The following is a 17,595-nucleotide window of genomic DNA, read 5'->3' on the forward strand; positions in this document are numbered from 1 at the left end:
GGGCGGCCCGCTCCTGCCGGCCCGCACCACCCGGGTCACCGGCGTACCGCCGCACGCAGCTCGTCGACGAGCTCACCCGCCAGCTCCCGGACGGCGCCGGTCTCCCAGGCGGTGAGCCGGTGGGTCAGCTCCAGCACGATCGGGCCCTCCCCCTGCGGTTCTGCGATGCTCACGGTCAGGTCGGCGGTCGCGCCGCCGACGTCGAGCGCGTCCAGTGTGCCGAGGACCCGCTGCTCGCCGGACAGCCCGGTGTCCTCGTGCGGCACGAGCAGCACCGACGGCCGCGCCAGCGCGGGATCGGCGCCCCACACCTCCCGGACGACGGCGGCGAACCCGACCGCGGTGTGGTCGTAGCCCGCGAGGTCGTCGGCACGAGTGGCGCGCAGCAGCCCGGCGTCCAGGCCACGGTACCCGGGGTGCACCGGCAGCACGGCGACGTCCGCGACGCCGCCGACGAGGTCGGTCAGCGCGGCCTCGGTGCGCCCGGCCACGAACGACGCCGTCGGTACGGGTGCCGGCACGCCGCGCCGGGCCAGGACCACGGCCAGCGCCGACTGCACGACGGTGAACAGCCCGGCCCGCTCCCGGCGGGCCAGCCCCTCGACGTCGGCCCGCAGCTCCGGGTCGAGCTCGGTGACGACGGTCCCAGCCGCGGCCGGGCCGGCCGGTTCGGCCGGGTCGGCCGGGTCGCCGGCGGGCACGGACGCGTCGGCGGTGCGCCGCGCGCAGCCGTCGGGGGTGTCCGCGTCGACCGGCGCAGGCACCCCGGCCAGCGCGGCCCGCCAGTGCGCGATCGACCGGGCGTACCGGTCGCCCTCCGCGAGGGCGCGGGCCCAGCGGGCGTGGTCGGTCGCGGTGACCGGCAGTGGGGTGAACTCCGGTGCCCGGCCGGACCGGCGGGCGTCGTAGGCGGTGGCGAGGTCACGCAGCAGCGGCACCACCGACCACTCGTCGACGCCGAGGTAGTGCAGCACGAGGACCAGCTCGTGCCCGCCGTCCGGCCCGGTGGTGAGCACCGCGCGGAACGGCGGCTCGCCGGTCAGGTCGAACGGCTCGCGGGCCAGCTCCGACGCCGGCCGGCCGCTCTCCACCAGTCCGGTCCCCGCGTCGTGCACCAGGCGTCGCGCGCCGTCGTCGTGCGGCACGACCACCGAGCGCAGCGGCTCGTGCCGGGCGACGACGTCGTCCACCGCCGCCGCGAGCGCCGCGACGTCGTAGGGGGTGTCCGGGCGCAGCACCAGCGCGTGGTCCGGCCGCGGGTCGATCCGGTGCCGGGCCCAGCGCCACTCCTGCGCGGGCGCCAGCGGCTCCCCGTCCGGCGACGCGGGCGGGCCCGCGACGAGCTCCGGCCGGTCCGACGGCCGCCGCGCCAGCAGCCCGGCCAGCGCGGCCACGGTCGGGGCGTCGAACACGTCGCGCACGGACAGGTCCGCGCCGGTACGGGCCCGCACCCGGCCGATCAGCCGCATCGCGGCCATCGAGTGCCCGCCGAGTGCGAAGAAGTCGTCCTCCGGCCCGACCGTGTCGGGGTCGAGGCCGAGCACCTCGCCGACCAGGTCCGCGAGGCGGCGCTGCTCCGGCGTGCCGCCGCCCCCGGATCCCGCGGCCCCCGGCAGCGGGAGCCGGTCCAGGGCGCGCCGGTCGAGCTTGCCGTTCGGCGTGAGCGGCAGCGGCCCGTCCAGCACGACGACGGCGCCCGGCACCAGCGCGTCCGGCAGCCGGTCCGCGGCGTGCGCACGCAGCTCCGCCTGCCCCGCGGTGGCGCCCGGTTCGGGCACCACGTAGGCGGCCAGGCCGGCGCCGCGCGGCAGCACGACGGCCTGCCGCACGTCGTCGTGGTCGGTGAGCACGGCAGCGATCTCGCCGGGCTCCACCCGGTGCCCGCGGACCTTGACCTGCTCGTCGGTGCGGCCGAGGAAGTGCAGGTCGCCGTGGTGCCACCGGGCCCGGTCGCCGGTCCGGTAGAGCCGCGCCCCCGGCGGGCCCCACGGGTCGGCGACGAACCGGTCCGCGGTGAGCCCGGCCCGGCCGCGGTAGCCGAGCGCGAGGCCGCGACCGCCGACATACAGCTCGCCCGCGACGCCGTCCGGGACGGGCCGGAGGCGCTCGTCGAGCAGCCGGACGACGGTGCCCGGGTCCGGGACGCCGATCGGGACGGGGCCGTCGGTGCCGGCGTGCGCCGTCCAGAGGGTGGAGTTCACGGTCGCCTCGGTGAGGCCGTAGCAGACCACCAGCGAGACCCGGCCGGCCCAGCGGGCGACCAGGTCCGGCGGGACCGCCTCGCTGCCGACCAGCACGTGCATGCCCGCGGGCAGCTCCGTAGCGGGGCCGAACGCGCCGAGCAGCGCGGGCGGGATCGCGGCGTGCGTGACGCCGTGCCGGGTCAGGAACTCCGGCAGCTCCGGCCCGGCGGTGCGGACGTCGTCGGGGGCGACGACCAGCCGGCCGCCGGCGCCGAGCGCCATCGCCAGCTCGAACACGACGACGTCGAACCCGGCGGAGGCGAACTGCAGCACCCGCGAGCCGGTGTCGGCGCCGAACCGCTCCGCGGCCAGCTCCGCCAGCACCCCGACGCCGTCGTGCGGCACGAGCACCGCCTTCGGACGGCCGGTGGAGCCGGAGGTGTAGATCAGGTACGCGGGGTCGTCCGGGCCGAGGTCGAGCGGCGGGGGCGCGTCGGGCGCGGTGCCCGGCCGCAGCCGGTCGATCCCCTCGACGTGCGGGATCCGGTCGTCCAGCTCGCCGGTCACGACCAGCGCGCCCGCGCCGGAGTCGGTGAGCTGGAAGGTGAGCCGCTCGTCCGGGTGCGCCGGGTCCAGCGGCAGCCACACGGCACCGAGCCGCCACAGTCCCAGCACGGTCGCGACCAGCCCGGCGTCCCGCCCGACCGCGACGGCGACGACGTCGCCCCGCCCGATCCCGGCCGCTGCCAGGTGCGCGGCGGCCCCGGCGGCACGGTCCTCCAGCCGGGCGTAGGACAGGTCGCCGGACGCGTCGGTCACCGCGACGGCGTCCGGGGTCGCGTCGGCCCAGCCCGCGGCCACCGTGGACAGCGCACCCGGGAAGACCCCGCCGCCGGTCCGGTCGCCGGAGCGGTCGGCCAGCGCGCGGTGCTCGTCGGCGGTGAGCAGGTCGATCCCGCCGACCGGGGTGTCCGGCGCGGTGGTGAAGGCCGCGGCCACGGCCGCGAACCGGGCGGCCAGTGCCTCCGCGGTGGCGCGGTCGAACCGCTCGGCCGAGTACTCCAGGTGCAGGCCGAGGGAGCCGGCCGTCTCGACGAAGGAGAAGACGAGGTCGAACTTCGCGGTCGTCGCCTCGACGGGCTCCTCGGACGCGGTGATCCCCGGGAGGGCGATGATCTCGCCGCCGGGCCGGGCGTGGTGCGCCACCATCACCTGGAACAGCGGGTTGCGGCCCGGCTCCCGGGGCGGGTTGACCCGCTCGACGACGGCGTCGAACGGCACCTCCGCGTGGGCGAACGCGGCCAGGTCGGCGTCCCGCACCCGGGCGACGAGCTCGGCCGGGGACGGGTCGCCCGCGGTGTCGGTGCGGAGCACGACGGTGTCGACGAAGAACCCGACGAGGTCCTCCAGCCGCTCGTCGGTGCGGCCGGTGACGGGCGCACCGAGCGGCAGGTCGGTGCCGGCCCCGAGCCGGGTCAGCAGCGCCGCGACGGCGGCGTGCAGCACCAGGAACGGGCTGGCGCCGTGGGTGCGGGCCAGCGCGTGCACGCCGTCCCGGACCGCGGCCGGGAGCGGCTGCTCGACGAGCCCGCCGGCGAACGTCGGCCGGGCCGGGCGGGGCCGGTCGGCGGGCAGCTCGATCTCCTCGGGCGCACCGGCCAGGGTGTCGTCCCACCAGGCGAGCCGGTCGTGCGCGAGCGACGCCGGGTCGTCCGGGTCGCCGAGTAGCTCGGCCTGCCAGAGCGTGTGGTCGCCGTACTGCACCGGCAGCGGCTCCCACGACGGTGCCGCACCCCCGGCGCGGGCGGTGTAGGCGGTGGCGAGGTCGTCGAGCAGGGGGCGGTCCGACCACTCGTCGGTCGCGATGTGGTGGAGCATCAGTGCCAGCACCTGCTCGCGCGGCCCGGTCCGCAGGACCGTGGCCCGGATCGGGATGTCCCGGGCGAGGTCGAAGGGCCGGTCGATCTCCGTTGCGACCAGGCCGGCGATCTCGTCCTCGTCCACGTCGGTCACGGTGACGGGCACGTGCGGCGCGGGGAGGATCCGCTGCCGCGGTCCCGCATCCTCGACGACGGTGCGCAGCGCCTCGTGCCGGGCGACGACGTCGTCCAGCGCGGCGGACAGCGCCCCGGTGTCGAGCTCGCCCCGCAGGCGCAGGGTCAGCGGGAAGTTGTACGCCGCCCCGCCGCCGTGCTGGGCGACCAGCCAGAGCCGGGACTGCGCCGCGGACAGCGGCAGCGTATCGCCGTGGTCCCGGGCGACCAGCTCCGGCCGGGCCTGCTGCGGGCCGGCGGCGCCCGACCGGTCCGCGAGCAGCTCCGGGGTGGGTGCGGCGAACAGGTCGCGCAGCACGAGGTCGGCGCCGAGCGCGGTCCGTGCCCGGGACAGCAGCCGGGTGGCGAGCAGCGAGTGCCCGCCGAGGTCGAAGAAGTCGTCGGTCGGCCCGACCCGGTCCAGTTCGAGGACCTGCGCGAACAGCGCGCACAGCGTCTCCTCGGCCGGCGTCGCGGGCGGGCGGCCCTGCCCGGCCGGGGCCAGGTCGGGGGCCGGGAGCGCGCCGGTGTCGAGCTTGCCGTTGACGGTCAGCGGAAGGTCCTCCACGACGACGACCGCGGCCGGCACCAGGTGGTCGGGCAGCCGGTCCCGCAGGTCGTCGCGCAGCCGGCGCGGCAGCTCGGCGGCGGTGTCGGTTCCTCCGCCGTCTCCGCCGCCTCGGCCGTCTCCGCCGGCCACGACGTAGCCGACGAGCCGGGCGATCCCACCCGGGCCGGAGCGGTCGGCGACGACCGCGGCCCGCGCGACGGCCGGGTCGGCGTCGAGCAGCGCGGCGACCTCGCCGGGCTCGACCCGGTGCCCGCGGATCTTGACCTGGTCGTCGGTGCGGCCGAGGAAGTCGAGGATCCCGTCCCCGTTCGGCCCGGGCCGGCGTCGCACCAGGTCACCGGTGCGGTACATCCGGCCGCCCGGCGACCACGGGTCCGCGACGAACCGGTCCGCGGTCAGGCCGTAGCGGCCCAGGTAGCCGCGGGCGAGGCCGTCACCGGCGATGTAGAGCTCGCCGGGCACCCCGTCCGGGACCGGCCGCAGCCAGGCGTCCAGGACGTGCGCGGTGGTGTTGGTGATCGGCCGTCCGACCGCGGGGGTGTCCGAGTCGACGGTCCCCGCCCCGAGGGTGTTGATCGTGTACTCGGTGGGGCCGTAGAGGTTGTAGCCGAGCACCCCGTCGGCGTCGCGCAGTGCGGTCCAGACGGCGTCGGACACCGCCTCCCCGCCGAGCAGCACCAGCGGCATCGGCCGCTGCGCGAGCAGCCCGGTGTCGAGCAGCGCCGCGGCGTAGGTCGGGGTCACGTTGACGACGTCGACCTCGTTCGCGTCGCAGTAGGCGACCAGGCGTTCGGCGTCGCGGCGCAGCTCCTCGTCCGCGACGTGCACCTCGTGCCCCTCCACCAGCCAGAGCAGCTCCTCCCAGCTCATGTCGAAGGCGAACGACACGGTGTGCGCCACCCGCAGCCGGGCGTCCGGGCCGCGCCGGGACCGGACGTCGGCGACGACCGGGTCGAAGATCTCCGCGCGGTGGTTGAGCTGCATGTTCGTCAGGCCCCGGTACGGGGTGACGACGCCCTTCGGCTTCCCGGTGGAGCCGGAGGTGTAGATGACGTAGGCGGGCACGTCGAGCCGGCCCGGGGTGCCGGGGGCGAACGCGCCCAGCTCGCCGCCGGACAGCGGGCCGCCGTCCAGGGCCGCCCGCTCGGCGGCGGTGGCGGGGTCGTCGAGCAGGACAGCGGGCACGCCGGCGTCGGACAGGGTCGGCGCGACGGCGGTGGTGCTGAGCAGCGCGACCGGGCGGGCATCGCGCATCGTCTCGACCAGCCAGGCGGCCGGGTGGTCCAGCTCCAACGGCAGGTACGCCGCCCCGGTCCGCAGGATCGCGAACAGCGCGATCACGGTCTCGTGCGAGCGCGGCAGCCCCAGCGCGACGACGGTCTCCGGTCCGGCGCCGCGCGCCAGCAGCAGCCGCGCGGTGCGGTTCACCGCGGCGTCCAGCTCGGCGTAGGTGAGCCGGTCGGTTCCCGAGACCAGCGCGAGGTCGTCCGCGGCGACCGCGGCCCGCCCGGCGAGCAGGTCGGCGATCGTGTCGTCGCCGAGGTCGACGGTGCCGCCGTCCCGGGTCCGGGTGACGGCCGCGCGCTCGTCGCCGGACAGCGGGTCGAGCGTCGCGACCGGCTCGTCCGGGGCGTCCAGCAGCCCGGACAGCAGCCGCTCGACGCGGCCCGTCCACGCCGCGGCCGCCTCGTCGCCGACGGTGTGCGACAGCGTGATCCGGAACCGCTCGCCGGGGGTGACGATCAGCGTGAGCGGATAGTGGGTGGCGTCGGCGTTGTGCAGGCCGGTGATCCCGTGCCGGTCGCCGAGCTCGGCGATGCGCTGCTCGCCGCCCTCCGGCCGGTAGACGTAGAGCGTGTCGAACAGGGGCCGGTGCCCGGCCAGGCGCTGGATCTCCCCCAGCCCGACGGTCTCGTGCGGCAGCAGCGCGAGCCGCTCGTCCTGCACCCGGGACAGCAGCGCGCCCGCGGTCTCCCCGGGCTGCAGCACCACCCGGGCGGGAACGGTGTTGAGGAACAGCCCGATCACGTTCTCCACGTCCGGCACCGCCGCGGGGCGGCCCGCCACCGAGGTGCCGAACACGACGTCGGTCCGCCCGGTCCCGGCGGCCAGCGCGAGCGCCCAGACGGTGGACAGCACGGTGTTCGGGGTGACGCCGCGCTCCCGGGCCAGCGCGCGCAGCCGGTCCGAGGTGGCGGCGTCGAGGTCGAGGTGGGTCTCGGTGACCGGCCCGGGCGCGGTGCCCGGCGGCGGCCCGGCCAGGGTGGGCTCGTCCAGCCCGGCGAGCGCGGTCCGCCAGGCCTCGCGGCCCGGCTCCGGGTCGCGGGCGGCGAGCCAGGCCAGCAGGTCGCGGTAGCTGCCGCCCGGTTCCGGGCGGATCTCGCCGTCGTAGGCGGCGAACAGGTTCTCCAGGAACAGCCAGGCCGACCAGCCGTCCCAGATCAGCAGGTGCCGGTGGACCAGCACCCGGTCCCGGCCCTCGTGACGCAGGACGGTGATCCGGAACAGCGGCGGCACGGCGAGGTCGATCGGGGCGGCCCGGTCGGCCGCGGTGCGCCGGTCGAGCTCCGCGGCCGAGCCGACCTCCACCAGCTCGACCGGCGTTGCCAGGGACTCCGCGACGAACTGGACGGGCTCGTCGAGGCCGTCGTCGGTGAACCCGGCGCGCAGCGCGGCGTGCTGCTCCAGCATCGTCGCGACGGCCGCCCGGAACCGGTCGAGGTCCAGCTCGTGGTCGAGCTCGACGGTCTCCTGGACGGTGTAGACGTCGTGCTCGGAGCCGTCGAGCGTGGCGTGGAAGTACAGGCCTTCCTGCAGCGGGGACAGCGGCCACACCTCGGCGACCTCGCCACCCGCGACCGCGCGGACCCGCTCGGCCACGCCGGGCTCCGGCGCCGGCAGCGGCGGGAGCGCGTCCGCGGTCTCCCCCGCCCCGGCCGCGACGGCGGCAGGGGTGCGGCCGGTGAGGACGTCGGCCGGGCCGACGTCCAGCCCGGCCCGGCGGGCCCGGGACGAGACGGCGATGGAGGTGATCGAGTCCCCGCCGAGTGCGAGGAAATCGTCGTCCGGGCCGACCGTCTCCCGGCCGAGGACCTCGGCGAACGCGGCGCACAGGGTGCGCTCGGCGTCCGTGGCGGGCTCGCGGGCGGGACCGGCCGCGGACGCGCCGGGGGCGGGCAGCGCCGCGCGGTCGAGCTTGCCGTTCGGGGTGAGCGGCAGGTCGTCGAGGACGACGACGGCGACCGGCACCATCGCCTCCGGCAGCCGGCGGGCCAGCTCGTCCCGCAGCGCGGTCCCGTCGGCCGGGCCGACGGCGTACCCGACGAGTGCCGACGCCGGGCCGTCCCGGCGGACGACGACGGTGGCGCGCTCGACGCCGTCCAGGGCGTCCAGCTCGGCCTCGATCTCGCCCAGCTCGATCCGCTGCCCGCGGATCTTGACCTGGCCGTCCTCGCGGCCCAGGTACTCCAGCTCGCCGCCGGTGCGGCGCACGACGTCGCCGGTGCGGTAGAGCCGCTCGCCCGGGTTGCCGAACGGGTCGGCGACGAACCGGTCGGCGGTCAGCCCGGGGCGGGCGTGGTAGCCGCGGGCCAGCTGCACTCCCGCCAGGTAGAGCTCGCCGGGGACGCCGTCCGGGACCGGGCGCAACGCGGGGTCGAGCACGTGGGTGCGGGTGTTGGCCACCGGCCGTCCGATCGGGACGGTCGCGCCCGGGTCGGCGGGGACGGCGTACGCGGTGACGTCGACGGCGGCCTCGGTCGGGCCGTACAGGTTGTGCAGCGCGACGCCGGTCAGCTCGTGCCAGCGCCGGGCCGCGGCGGCGGGCAGCGCCTCGCCGGAGCAGAACACGCGGCGCAGCGGTGCCGCCCACCCCGGGTCGGCGGTGACCCGCTCGGCGGCCAGGAAGCCCTCCAGCATCGAGGGCACGAAGTGCATCGTGGTGACCCGCTCGTCGCGGACGAGATCGGCGAGGTACTCCGGGTCGCGGTGCCCGCCGGGCCGGGCGAGCACGGTCGTCGCGCCCTGTGCGGGGCCCCAGAAGAACTCCCACACCGACACGTCGAACCCGGCGGGGGTCTTCTGCAGCACCCGGTCGTCGGGGCCCAGCGGGTAGGCGTCCTGCATCCAGTCGAGCCGGTTGCCGATCGCGCGGTGGCTGACGACCACGCCCTTCGGCCGTCCGGTCGAGCCGGAGGTGTAGATCAGGTAGGCGGCGTCGTCCGGGTGCGGGAACGGCAGGTCGGCAGGCACCGGGCCGTCGGCGAGGTCCGCGACCGCGAGCCGGGTGACGCCGGGCAGCTCCGGCAGCGGGTCGTTTCCGGCCCCGACGAGGACGGTGCCGACGCCGGCGTCCCCGGCGACGTGCGCGAGCCGCTCCGCCGGGTGCTCCGGGTCCAGCGGCAGGTACGCCGCCCCCGCCCGGACGATGCCCAGCAGCGCGACGAGCAGCTCGGCCGACCGCGGCACCGCGACGCCGACGACGGCGCCCGGGCCACCGGCGCCGCGCTCGCGCAGCGCCCCGGCCAGCGCGGCCGAGCGGCGGTCCAGCTCGGCGGCGGTCAGCCGCCCGTCCGGGGCGACGACGGCGGTCGCCCCCGGGTCCCGGGCCAGGCCGTCGGCGACCCGCTCGGCCAGCGTGCGGATGTCGGGCGGGCGGGTCTCCCCCGCGGCCGGTTCGTCGCCGGTGCGCAGCGGGAGCGAGCCGAGCGCCCGGCCGGGTGTGCCGACGAGCGCGTCGATCCGGTCGCGCAGCAGCCCGACCAGCAGGTCCGCGGTGGCGGCGTCGACCCGGCGCGGGTCGTGCTTGAGCACGATCGCGGTCTCCCGACCCACCCCGACGACGAGTGCGACCGGGTAGTGCACGGCGTCCCGCACCTCGACGTCGCCGATCTCCAGGTCGCCGGGACCGGCGTCCGGGGCAGGGAAGTTCTCCACGACGACGATCGAGTCGAACAGCTCCCCACGGCCGCGTTGCAGGTCGGCCAGCCGCACCTGCGGGTGGTCGAGCACCGCCGTCCGGCCGGTCTGCATCCGGCGCAGCGCCGCCGACAGCGGCTCGCCGGGGCTGCGCCGCAGCCGCACCGGGACGGTGTTCACTAACAGGCCGACGGCCTCGCCGATCCCGTCGACGGCGGCGTCGCGGCCGGAGACGGTGCTCCCGATGAGCACGTCCGGCGAGCCGGTGAGGTCGCCGACGACCAGCGCCCACGCGGTGTGCAGCAGCGTCGACGGCGTGACGTCGAGTGCCCGCGCGGCCCGGTCCAGTGCGGCGGTCGCGGTGCGGTCGAGCGTGGCGGTCCGCGTGTGGTGCGGGCCGCCGGACGGTGCCGCGGGGCCGGCCGGGGCGGGCAGGGCGTCGAGCAGGCGGACCGGCTCGGCGCCCGCCAGCTCGGCGTCCCACACCTCGCGGGCGGCGGTCCTCGCCCCGGGTGTGTCGAGGCCCGCGAGGTGGTCGAACCACGCGCGCAGCCGGGCGTCCGGGGCCGGGTCCGGCTCCGGGGCGACGCCCGCGCGGCGGACCGCGTAGGCCTCCCGCAGCTCACCGACCAGCAGCGCGACCGACCAGCCGTCGAGCACGGCGTGCTGGAAGGTCAGTGCGAGCCGGGCCCGGCCGGGGCCGGTGTGCAGCAGGGCGGCGCGCAGCAGCGGGGGGCGCGCGAGGTCGAACGGGCGGGCCCGCTCGGCGTCCAGCACCGCGGTGGCGGCGGCACCGGCACCGCGCTCGTCGACGAGGTCGTGCTCGGTCCAAGGCAGCGTGGCCCGGCCGGCGACGGCCTGCACGACGCGGCCGTCGGCGCGCTGGGCGAACCCGGCCCGCAGCTGCGGGTGCCGGTCGAGGAGGTCCTGCACGGCGTCCCGGAGGGCGGCCGGGTCGAGCCCGGGCCCGCCGAGGTCGAGGACCTCCTGCACGACGTAGGACGTGTCGGCCGGGTCCAGCGCCGCGTGGAAGAAGAAGCCCTCCTGCAGCGGGGACACCGGCCCGACGGCGGTGATCCCGTCCAGGGCGCCGAGCGTCGCGCGCGCGGCGTCGTCCAGCTCGACGGCCGGGGCGGCCTCCGCCGCACCGAGGTACGCGGAGCAGACCGGTGCCAGCTCGCCCGGCGTGCGGTGCGTGAACACCTGCCGCGGGGTGATCGCCAGCCCGGCCTCGCGGGCCCGGACGACCAGCCGGATCGACAGCACCGAGTCGCCGCCGAGGGCGAAGAAGTCGTCGTCGACGCCGATCCCGGGTACCCCGAGCACCTCGGACGCCAGCGTGCAGAGCAGCTCCTCGCGCGAGGTCCCCGGCCGCGTGCCACGCACCTGCGCGGACAGGTCCGGGGCGGGCAGCGCGGCCCGGTCGGTCTTGCCGTTAGCCAGCACCGGGATCGCCGGCACCGGCACGACGGCGGCCGGGACCATCCACTCCGGCAGCCGCTCGCGCAGGTGCTCGCGCAGCACGCCGACCAGCACGTCCACGTCGCGGAACGGGGCCGGGCGGTGCACCGGCACGTCGGTCCCCACCGGCCGGTACAGCGGCCCGGCGGCCACCCCGGGCCGGGTGAAGACCAGCTCCACCGTCGGCTCCGGGCCCCAGGTGCCCTCGGCGGTGTAGCCGAGGGACTCGCCGAGCCGCAGCAGCTCCTCCGGGTCGGCGCCGTCCGCCGCGCCGGGCTCGCCGTCGATCCGGGTCCGGGTCGCCCGGTCCGCCGCCGAGCGCAGGTCCGGGACGCCGGTGACGCGCAGTGCGTCCGGCCCCGCACCGAGTGCGGACCGGACGGCGTCGGCCAGCGCGGACGCGCTCCCGCCGGCCTCCGCCCAGCCGAGCTCCACGGGACGGGGCCCCTCGCCCGCCGGCGCGGGGCCACCGGGCACGCGCAGGACGACGTCGTAGCGGTAGCGGGACAGCTCGTCGTGCGCGTCGGCGCGCTTGATCCTGACCTCGGTCCCGGCGAACCCGTCGAGTCCGGTGAAGAAGTCCGGGTGGCAGAGCAGCTCGCCCTCCCACGCCACCGCCGCGTCGAGGTCGCGGCGCAGGCCGGCCGGGTCGGCCTCCGGGTTCCGGGCGCCCAGCACCCCGGCCCGGAACGTCCGCAGCAGCCCGGCGTGCCGGACGTCGCCGACGAACAGCGCCCCGCCGGGGGCGAGCAGCGCGGCGGCGCGGTGCAGCACGTCGGTCAGGTACTCCGGCCCCGGGAAGTACTGGACCACCGAGTTGATCACGATGGTGTCGAACGGCCCGGTGAGGTCGTCCAGTTCGTGCGCCGCCGCGGCGTGCAGCTCGACGACGTCGCGCAGCTCCGGCCGACCCTGCACCCAGCGGTCGAGCGCGGCGACCGCCTCGGCGGACAGGTCGGTGCCGACGTAGCGGGGGCAGCCCGCGCCGCCGGCGAGCTCGGCGAGCAGCAGCCCGTTGCCGACGCCCAGCTCCAGCACCCGCCCGGGGCCGAGGGCGCGGATCCGGTCGACGGTGGCGTCCCGCCAGGCACGCATGTCGTCGCGCGGGATGGCGGTGCCGTCGTAGGTGGAGTTCCAGCCGGCGAACCCGCCCTCGTAGCCGGTCGGGTCGCCGTCCGGGGCCGAGGTGGCCGCGTAGAGCAGCTCGTGGACGTCCTTCCAGGCGGTGACCTGGTCGGTGCCGTCGCCGGCGTCCAGCGCGGGCACCGCCCACGCGGCGAGCCGCCGGTCACCGGGGGCGGGCTCGTGCACCCCGACGACGGCGTCGGCGACGTGCGGGTGCGCCCGCAGCACCGACTCGATCTCGCCCGGCTCGATCCGGTAGCCGCGGACCTTCAGCTGGTCGTCGGCGCGGCCGAGGAACTCCAGCTCGCCGAGCGCGTCCCGGCGGACCAGGTCACCGGTGCGGTAGAGCCGTTCCCCCGGCCCACCGAACGGGTCGGCGACGAACCGGTCGGCGGTCTGCCCCGGCCGGTTCAGGTAGCCGCGGGCCAGGCCGGGGCCGCCGAGGTAGAGCTCGCCGGGCTCGCCGTCGCCGACCGGGCGCAGGTCAGGGCCGAGCACGTGCACGGTGGTCATCGGGTCCGGCACGCCGATCGGCACGGTGGTCCCGGTCCGGGCCGGGTCGCACTCGCCGAGGGTGGAGTTCACGGTCGCCTCGGTCGGGCCGTAGGCGTTGACCATCCGGCGTCCCCGGCCCCAGCGCGCCACCAGCTCGGGCGAGACCCGCTCGGTGCCGGCGAGCAGGGTGGCGCGCGGCAGGTCGACGTCCGGCGGCAGCGCGGCCAGCAGTGCCGGCGGCAGCGCCATCACCGTGACGCCGTGGTCACGGGCGTAGTCCGCCAGCTCCGCCCCGGGGAGCCGCAGCTCCGAGGGCACCAGCACCAGCCGCCCGCCGGAGAGCAGCGCCATGCACAGCTCCCAGAACGCGACGTCGAACCCGGTCGAGGCGAACCCGAGGACCCGGTCGGACGCGCCGACGCCGAGCCGCTCGGTCTGGGTGGCGACGAGCTGCGCGACGCCGGCGTGGGTCAGCACCACGCCCTTGGGCCGGCCGGTCGAGCCGGACGTGTGGATCACGTAGGCGGCGGACCGGACGTCGGTCACCGGCGGCGCCACGGGAGGGGCGGCGGCGATCTCGGCCCGGTCGGCGTCGTCGTCGAGCAGCACCGCGGGCAGGTCGCCGGGCAGGTCGGCGGCGACCTCGCGGGTGCTGAGCAGCAGGGCGGGCCGGGCGTCGTCGAGCACCAGCCCGGTGCGCGCGGACGGCTGGTCCGGGTCCACCGGCAGGTAGGCGGCACCGGACCGGAGGATCGCCACCTGCGCGACGACCAGCTCGATCCCGCGCGGCACCGCCAGCGCGACCAGGGTCTCCGGGCCGGCCCCCCGCGCGACCAGCACCGACGCCAGGCGCGCGGTCCGCTCGTCCAGCTCGGCGTAGGTGAGGGAGGAGTCGCGGCAGACGACGGCGACGGCGTCCGGGTCCGCGGCCACCCGTTCCGCGAACAGCTCCGGCCAGGTGGCGAGATCGTCCGACGGGCTCTCGGACGGGGACGGCAGCGTGCGGGTCACGGTCGGGCTCCTGCTCGGCGCGGTGTCTCGGGCGGCGGTGTCGGGGGCGGGCACGGCGAACGGGCGCGACCGGTGCGCGGGGTCTCCCCCGGTCCGGCCACGCCCGTCCGGTGCGGTCAGCCGGTGCGCTCGCGCAGGCTGCGCGGGCGCAGGTCGGTCCAGTGCTGCTCGACGTGCTCCAGGCAGTCCGGCTTGGCAGCCGGCCCGTGGCTGACCGTCCAGCCGGCCGGGACCTCGGCGAACGCCGGCCAGAGCGAGTACTGGCCCTCGTCGTTCACCAGGGCGTAGAAGGTGCCGTCGGGGTCGTCGAAGGGGTTGGTGGACACGGTTCTCCCAGGTCGGCGGTGGTCGTGGAGGTGCGGCTCAGACCGCGGCGGGGGCGCCTGCGCCGGCCGGGACCTCGGTCCCGCCGGGGGCGCCGAGCCCGGCCAGCGAGGCGACGACCTCGCCGGAGCGGACGGCGATGTTGGACAGCAGCGTCGAGGTGATGCCGTGCGTGTGCTCGGTCGGCCCCTGCAGGTAGATCCCGGCACGGACGGCGGTGCCGTCGGCCAGCTCGGTGGTGCCGACCTTGTAGTCGCGGCGGACGTCGAGCCGGCCGGAGCCGTCCCGGCCGCAGGCCCCGGGGAGCCCGCCGCCGAGCAGCCACAGCGGGTCGGTGTCCTGGTATCCGGTCGCGTAGACGACGGCGTCGGCCGCGATGACCTCGCGGGAGCCGTCGATGAGGGACTCGACCGCCAGCTCCACCCGGTCCGCGACCTCGACCACGTCGGCCACCCGGGACACGTTGCGGAACCGCAGACGCTCGGTCCCGGCGACCCGCTCGTGGTAGTGGGTGCGGTAGAGCTCCTCGATCAGCTCCGGGTCGACCACGGAGTAGTTCGTGTTCGCGTGGTAGCCGAGGATCCGCTCCTTGACCTCGTCGGGGGCGGAGTAGAAGTCGTCCACCGCGGCCGGGTCGAAGATCCGGTTGGCGAACGACGTGTCGTCGGCAGGGCTGTAGCCGTAGCGCGCGAACACCGCGTGCACCTCGGCGCGGGGGAAGGTCCGGTGCAGGTGCGCGACGGTCTCCGCGGCGCTCTGGCCCGCGCCGACGACCGCGAACCGGGTGGGCTCGGTGCCGTCGAGCTCGCCGGTGCGGAACAGCAGGTCACGGTTGTGCCAGATGCGGCCGCCGGTGCGGACGCCGTCCGGCATGGCCGGGGTGAGACCACAGGCGAGGATGACGTTGCGCGCGCGGAGACGCTCGACCGTCCCGCCCGCCGTCCGGACCACGACGTCGACGGCGTCCACGGTGGAGCCCTCGCCACGCACCGGGACGACCTCGACGACCTCGCGGCCGTAACCGACCCCGACGTTCCCGCCGGCACCGGCGCCGATCTCCCCCACCCGCGCGGCGGCCCACTCCAGGTAGTCGTGGAACTCGCGCCGGGTCGGGAAGCTGGACCCGTAGTTGATGAAGTCGGCCAGCCGGCCCCGGTCGTGCAGGTACGAGAGGAAGGAGAAGCTGCTGGTCGGGTTGCGGAGCGTCACGAGGTCCTTGAGGTAGGACACCTGCATCGTGGCGTCCTCCAGCAGCATCCCGCGGTGCCAGCCGAAGCGCTCCTGGCGCTCGACGAACCGCGCGGTCATCCTGCGTGAGGCGGGTACCGAAGCATTGTGCTCGAGGAGCGCGATGGCCACGCCGAGGTTCGACGGTCCGAACCCGACCCCCACGACATCGAGAATCTCCTGATCGGAGTGGGGATCCGCGTTCGAAGGAGTGGCCATCACTGTCCTTTCGTTGCATCGGCACGCCTCAGATAAGGCGAGGCTAACTGCAACACGGAGTCGTACGTCCCGCCTAGGGGGTGATCCTCCGGGGGCCGCGTAACACGATCGTCATCGCAGGTCAGAATCATGACGTGACCCGCATGTCACCCGAATGGCCGTAATGACGGACCGTCCACTCAGGGCCGTCCGGGCGTGTCCTGAATCGCATTCGCGGATCGTCGTCATTGACGAGAGGATCACGCCTTCCGACACCGCCGGAGAGGGGCGGGCGCGCGGACATGACATGGCCCACGCACCCTGGACGATGGAGCCGCGAACACGGAAGGGCCCGCCCCGCCGACGGCGGGAACGGACCCTGGACGCATGCCGTGGCGCCGCGCGCGACGCGCGGTGCTCACCACTCCCAGTTGCGCACGACGAAACCCCCCTCGTTCTAGTCGCCGCCGCTCACCGGCGGCGGTCTCCGAGCCACCATCACACCCTCATGGGTGATCTCTGTCGAGTGACACGATCCACCAGTGTAACGATTCGACGACGCAGCGTCACCGATTTGAGGTTCCCCTGAGGCGTTCACCGTGCGTGGTGTGCCGTTCACCGCGGACCCCGGTGACGGTGCCGTCCATGCCGGGAACCGGCCCGTACCCGTGGGTAATGTGAGGCTTACTTGTCCCGGCAACTGACGGACGGATCCCCGACGTGACCTCGCACCAGGCGGTACCGCACGCGCGGCGCCGCTGGTGGCCGTCCGGGCGGTGGACGCTGCGCGAGCTGCCGGCCGGGGCCGTGGTGTTCGTGCTCGCCGCCGAGGCGGTGGCGGTCGGTGCTGTCGTCGCAGGGGTGCTCGCCGCGCCCGTGCCGGACGGAGCCGACCTGCTGCTCGCCGCGCTGCTCACCGTCGTCGCCGGCGCGCACACCGAGCTGTCGCGCAACGCCGAGCGGATCGCCGAGACGCGGTTCGTCAACATGACCTCGGTCTGGACGTTCTCGGCCGCCCTGCTGCTACCGGCGCCGGTCGCGACGGCCGTGGTCCTCGCCGTCTACACCCATCTCTTCCTGCGTGTCTCGCACCCCGCGGGGACACCGGTGCACCGGCACCTGTTCAGCACCACCACCGTGGTCCTCGCCGTCCACGCCGTGGCGGTGGTGAGCCTGCTCGTCCCCGCCGGACCCGCCACCAGCGTGCGGGAGGCGGTCGTCGTCCTCGTCGCCCTGCCGGTCTACGCGTGCGTGAACACCCTGCTGGTCGTGTCGGTGCTGCGGCTGACCCGGCCGGGCTCGCGCTTCCTGCCGCTGCTGCTCGGCGGGGAGATCCTGCTGGAGCTGGCCACGCTCTCGCTGGGCGGTCTGGTGGCGGTCATCATCGCCCACACCTCGCCGTGGCTGGTCCTGCTCGCCGTCCTCCCGCTGGCCGTGCTGGAGCAGACGACGCTCGTCCGCCAGCTCGAGACGCAGGTGGACACCGACGCGAAGACCGGCCTGCTCAACCCGGCCGCCTGGCGCTGGCGCGGCCGGCGGCTGCTGGAGCGATGTCGTCGCACGGACCGCGCCGCAGCCGTGCTGATCCTGGATCTCGACCACTTCAAGGGCGTCAACGACCGGTACGGGCACCTCGCGGGCGACGACGTGCTGCAGGCCGTCGCCGGGGTCCTCACCGCCGAGATCCGCGACCACGACCTGGCCGGCCGGTTCGGCGGCGAGGAGTTCGTCGTCGCACTGGGCGGCCTGCGCCCGGACGACGTGGTGTTCGGCCGGGCCCGCGAGGTCGCCGAGCGGATCCGGCGCAGCGTCGCCGCGCTCGACGTGCCGACCTCGACGGCCGGCCGCATCAGCGGTCTGTCGGTGTCGGTGGGTGTCGCGGCGTCCCCCGACCACGGCGACGATCTCGACACCCTGCTCGCGGCCGCCGACGCGGCACTGTACGAGGCGAAGCGCGCCGGCCGGAACCAGGTCCGGGTCCGGCACTCCGAACCCGCGCCGCAGGGCGAGCCCGCGGCCCCGCCGTTCGGACTGAGTTGCGGGACCTGAG

4 protein-coding genes are annotated in these 17,595 nt (G+C 76.4%); 1 reads left to right on the plus strand and 3 read right to left on the minus strand.

The window, feature by feature from the left end:
- Positions 1–35: 35 nt before the first annotated feature.
- The 3 genes from Ae150APs1_RS05295 to Ae150APs1_RS05305 all read right to left on the minus strand — a co-directional run bounded on the left by Ae150APs1_RS05295 (position 36) and on the right by Ae150APs1_RS05305 (position 15,566).
- Positions 36–13,796: a non-ribosomal peptide synthetase gene (locus Ae150APs1_RS05295; RefSeq protein WP_075296170.1), complete on the minus strand. Its 13,761-nt coding sequence runs from the start codon at positions 13,794–13,796 to the stop codon at positions 36–38.
- Between the two features lie 116 nt (positions 13,797–13,912).
- Positions 13,913–14,122 carry an MbtH family protein gene (locus Ae150APs1_RS05300; protein WP_010224654.1) on the minus strand — a complete coding sequence of 70 codons (210 nt, stop codon included), beginning with the start codon at positions 14,120–14,122 and terminating at the stop codon, positions 13,913–13,915.
- A gap of 37 nt (positions 14,123–14,159) precedes the next feature.
- Positions 14,160–15,566 carry a SidA/IucD/PvdA family monooxygenase gene (locus tag Ae150APs1_RS05305; protein ID WP_249266218.1) on the minus strand — a complete coding sequence of 469 codons (1,407 nt, stop codon included), beginning with the start codon at positions 15,564–15,566 and terminating at the stop codon, positions 14,160–14,162.
- A 699-nt stretch (positions 15,567–16,265) separates the two neighbouring features.
- Between Ae150APs1_RS05305 and Ae150APs1_RS05310 the strand changes: the two genes are divergently transcribed.
- Positions 16,266–17,594 carry a GGDEF domain-containing protein gene (locus Ae150APs1_RS05310; RefSeq protein WP_075296174.1) on the plus strand — a complete coding sequence of 443 codons (1,329 nt, stop codon included), beginning with the start codon at positions 16,266–16,268 and terminating at the stop codon, positions 17,592–17,594.
- The last annotated feature ends 1 nt before the right edge of the window (position 17,595 follow it).

The sequence above is a fragment of the Pseudonocardia sp. Ae150A_Ps1 genome (genome assembly GCF_001932315.1).
Classification (GTDB): domain Bacteria; phylum Actinomycetota; class Actinomycetes; order Mycobacteriales; family Pseudonocardiaceae; genus Pseudonocardia.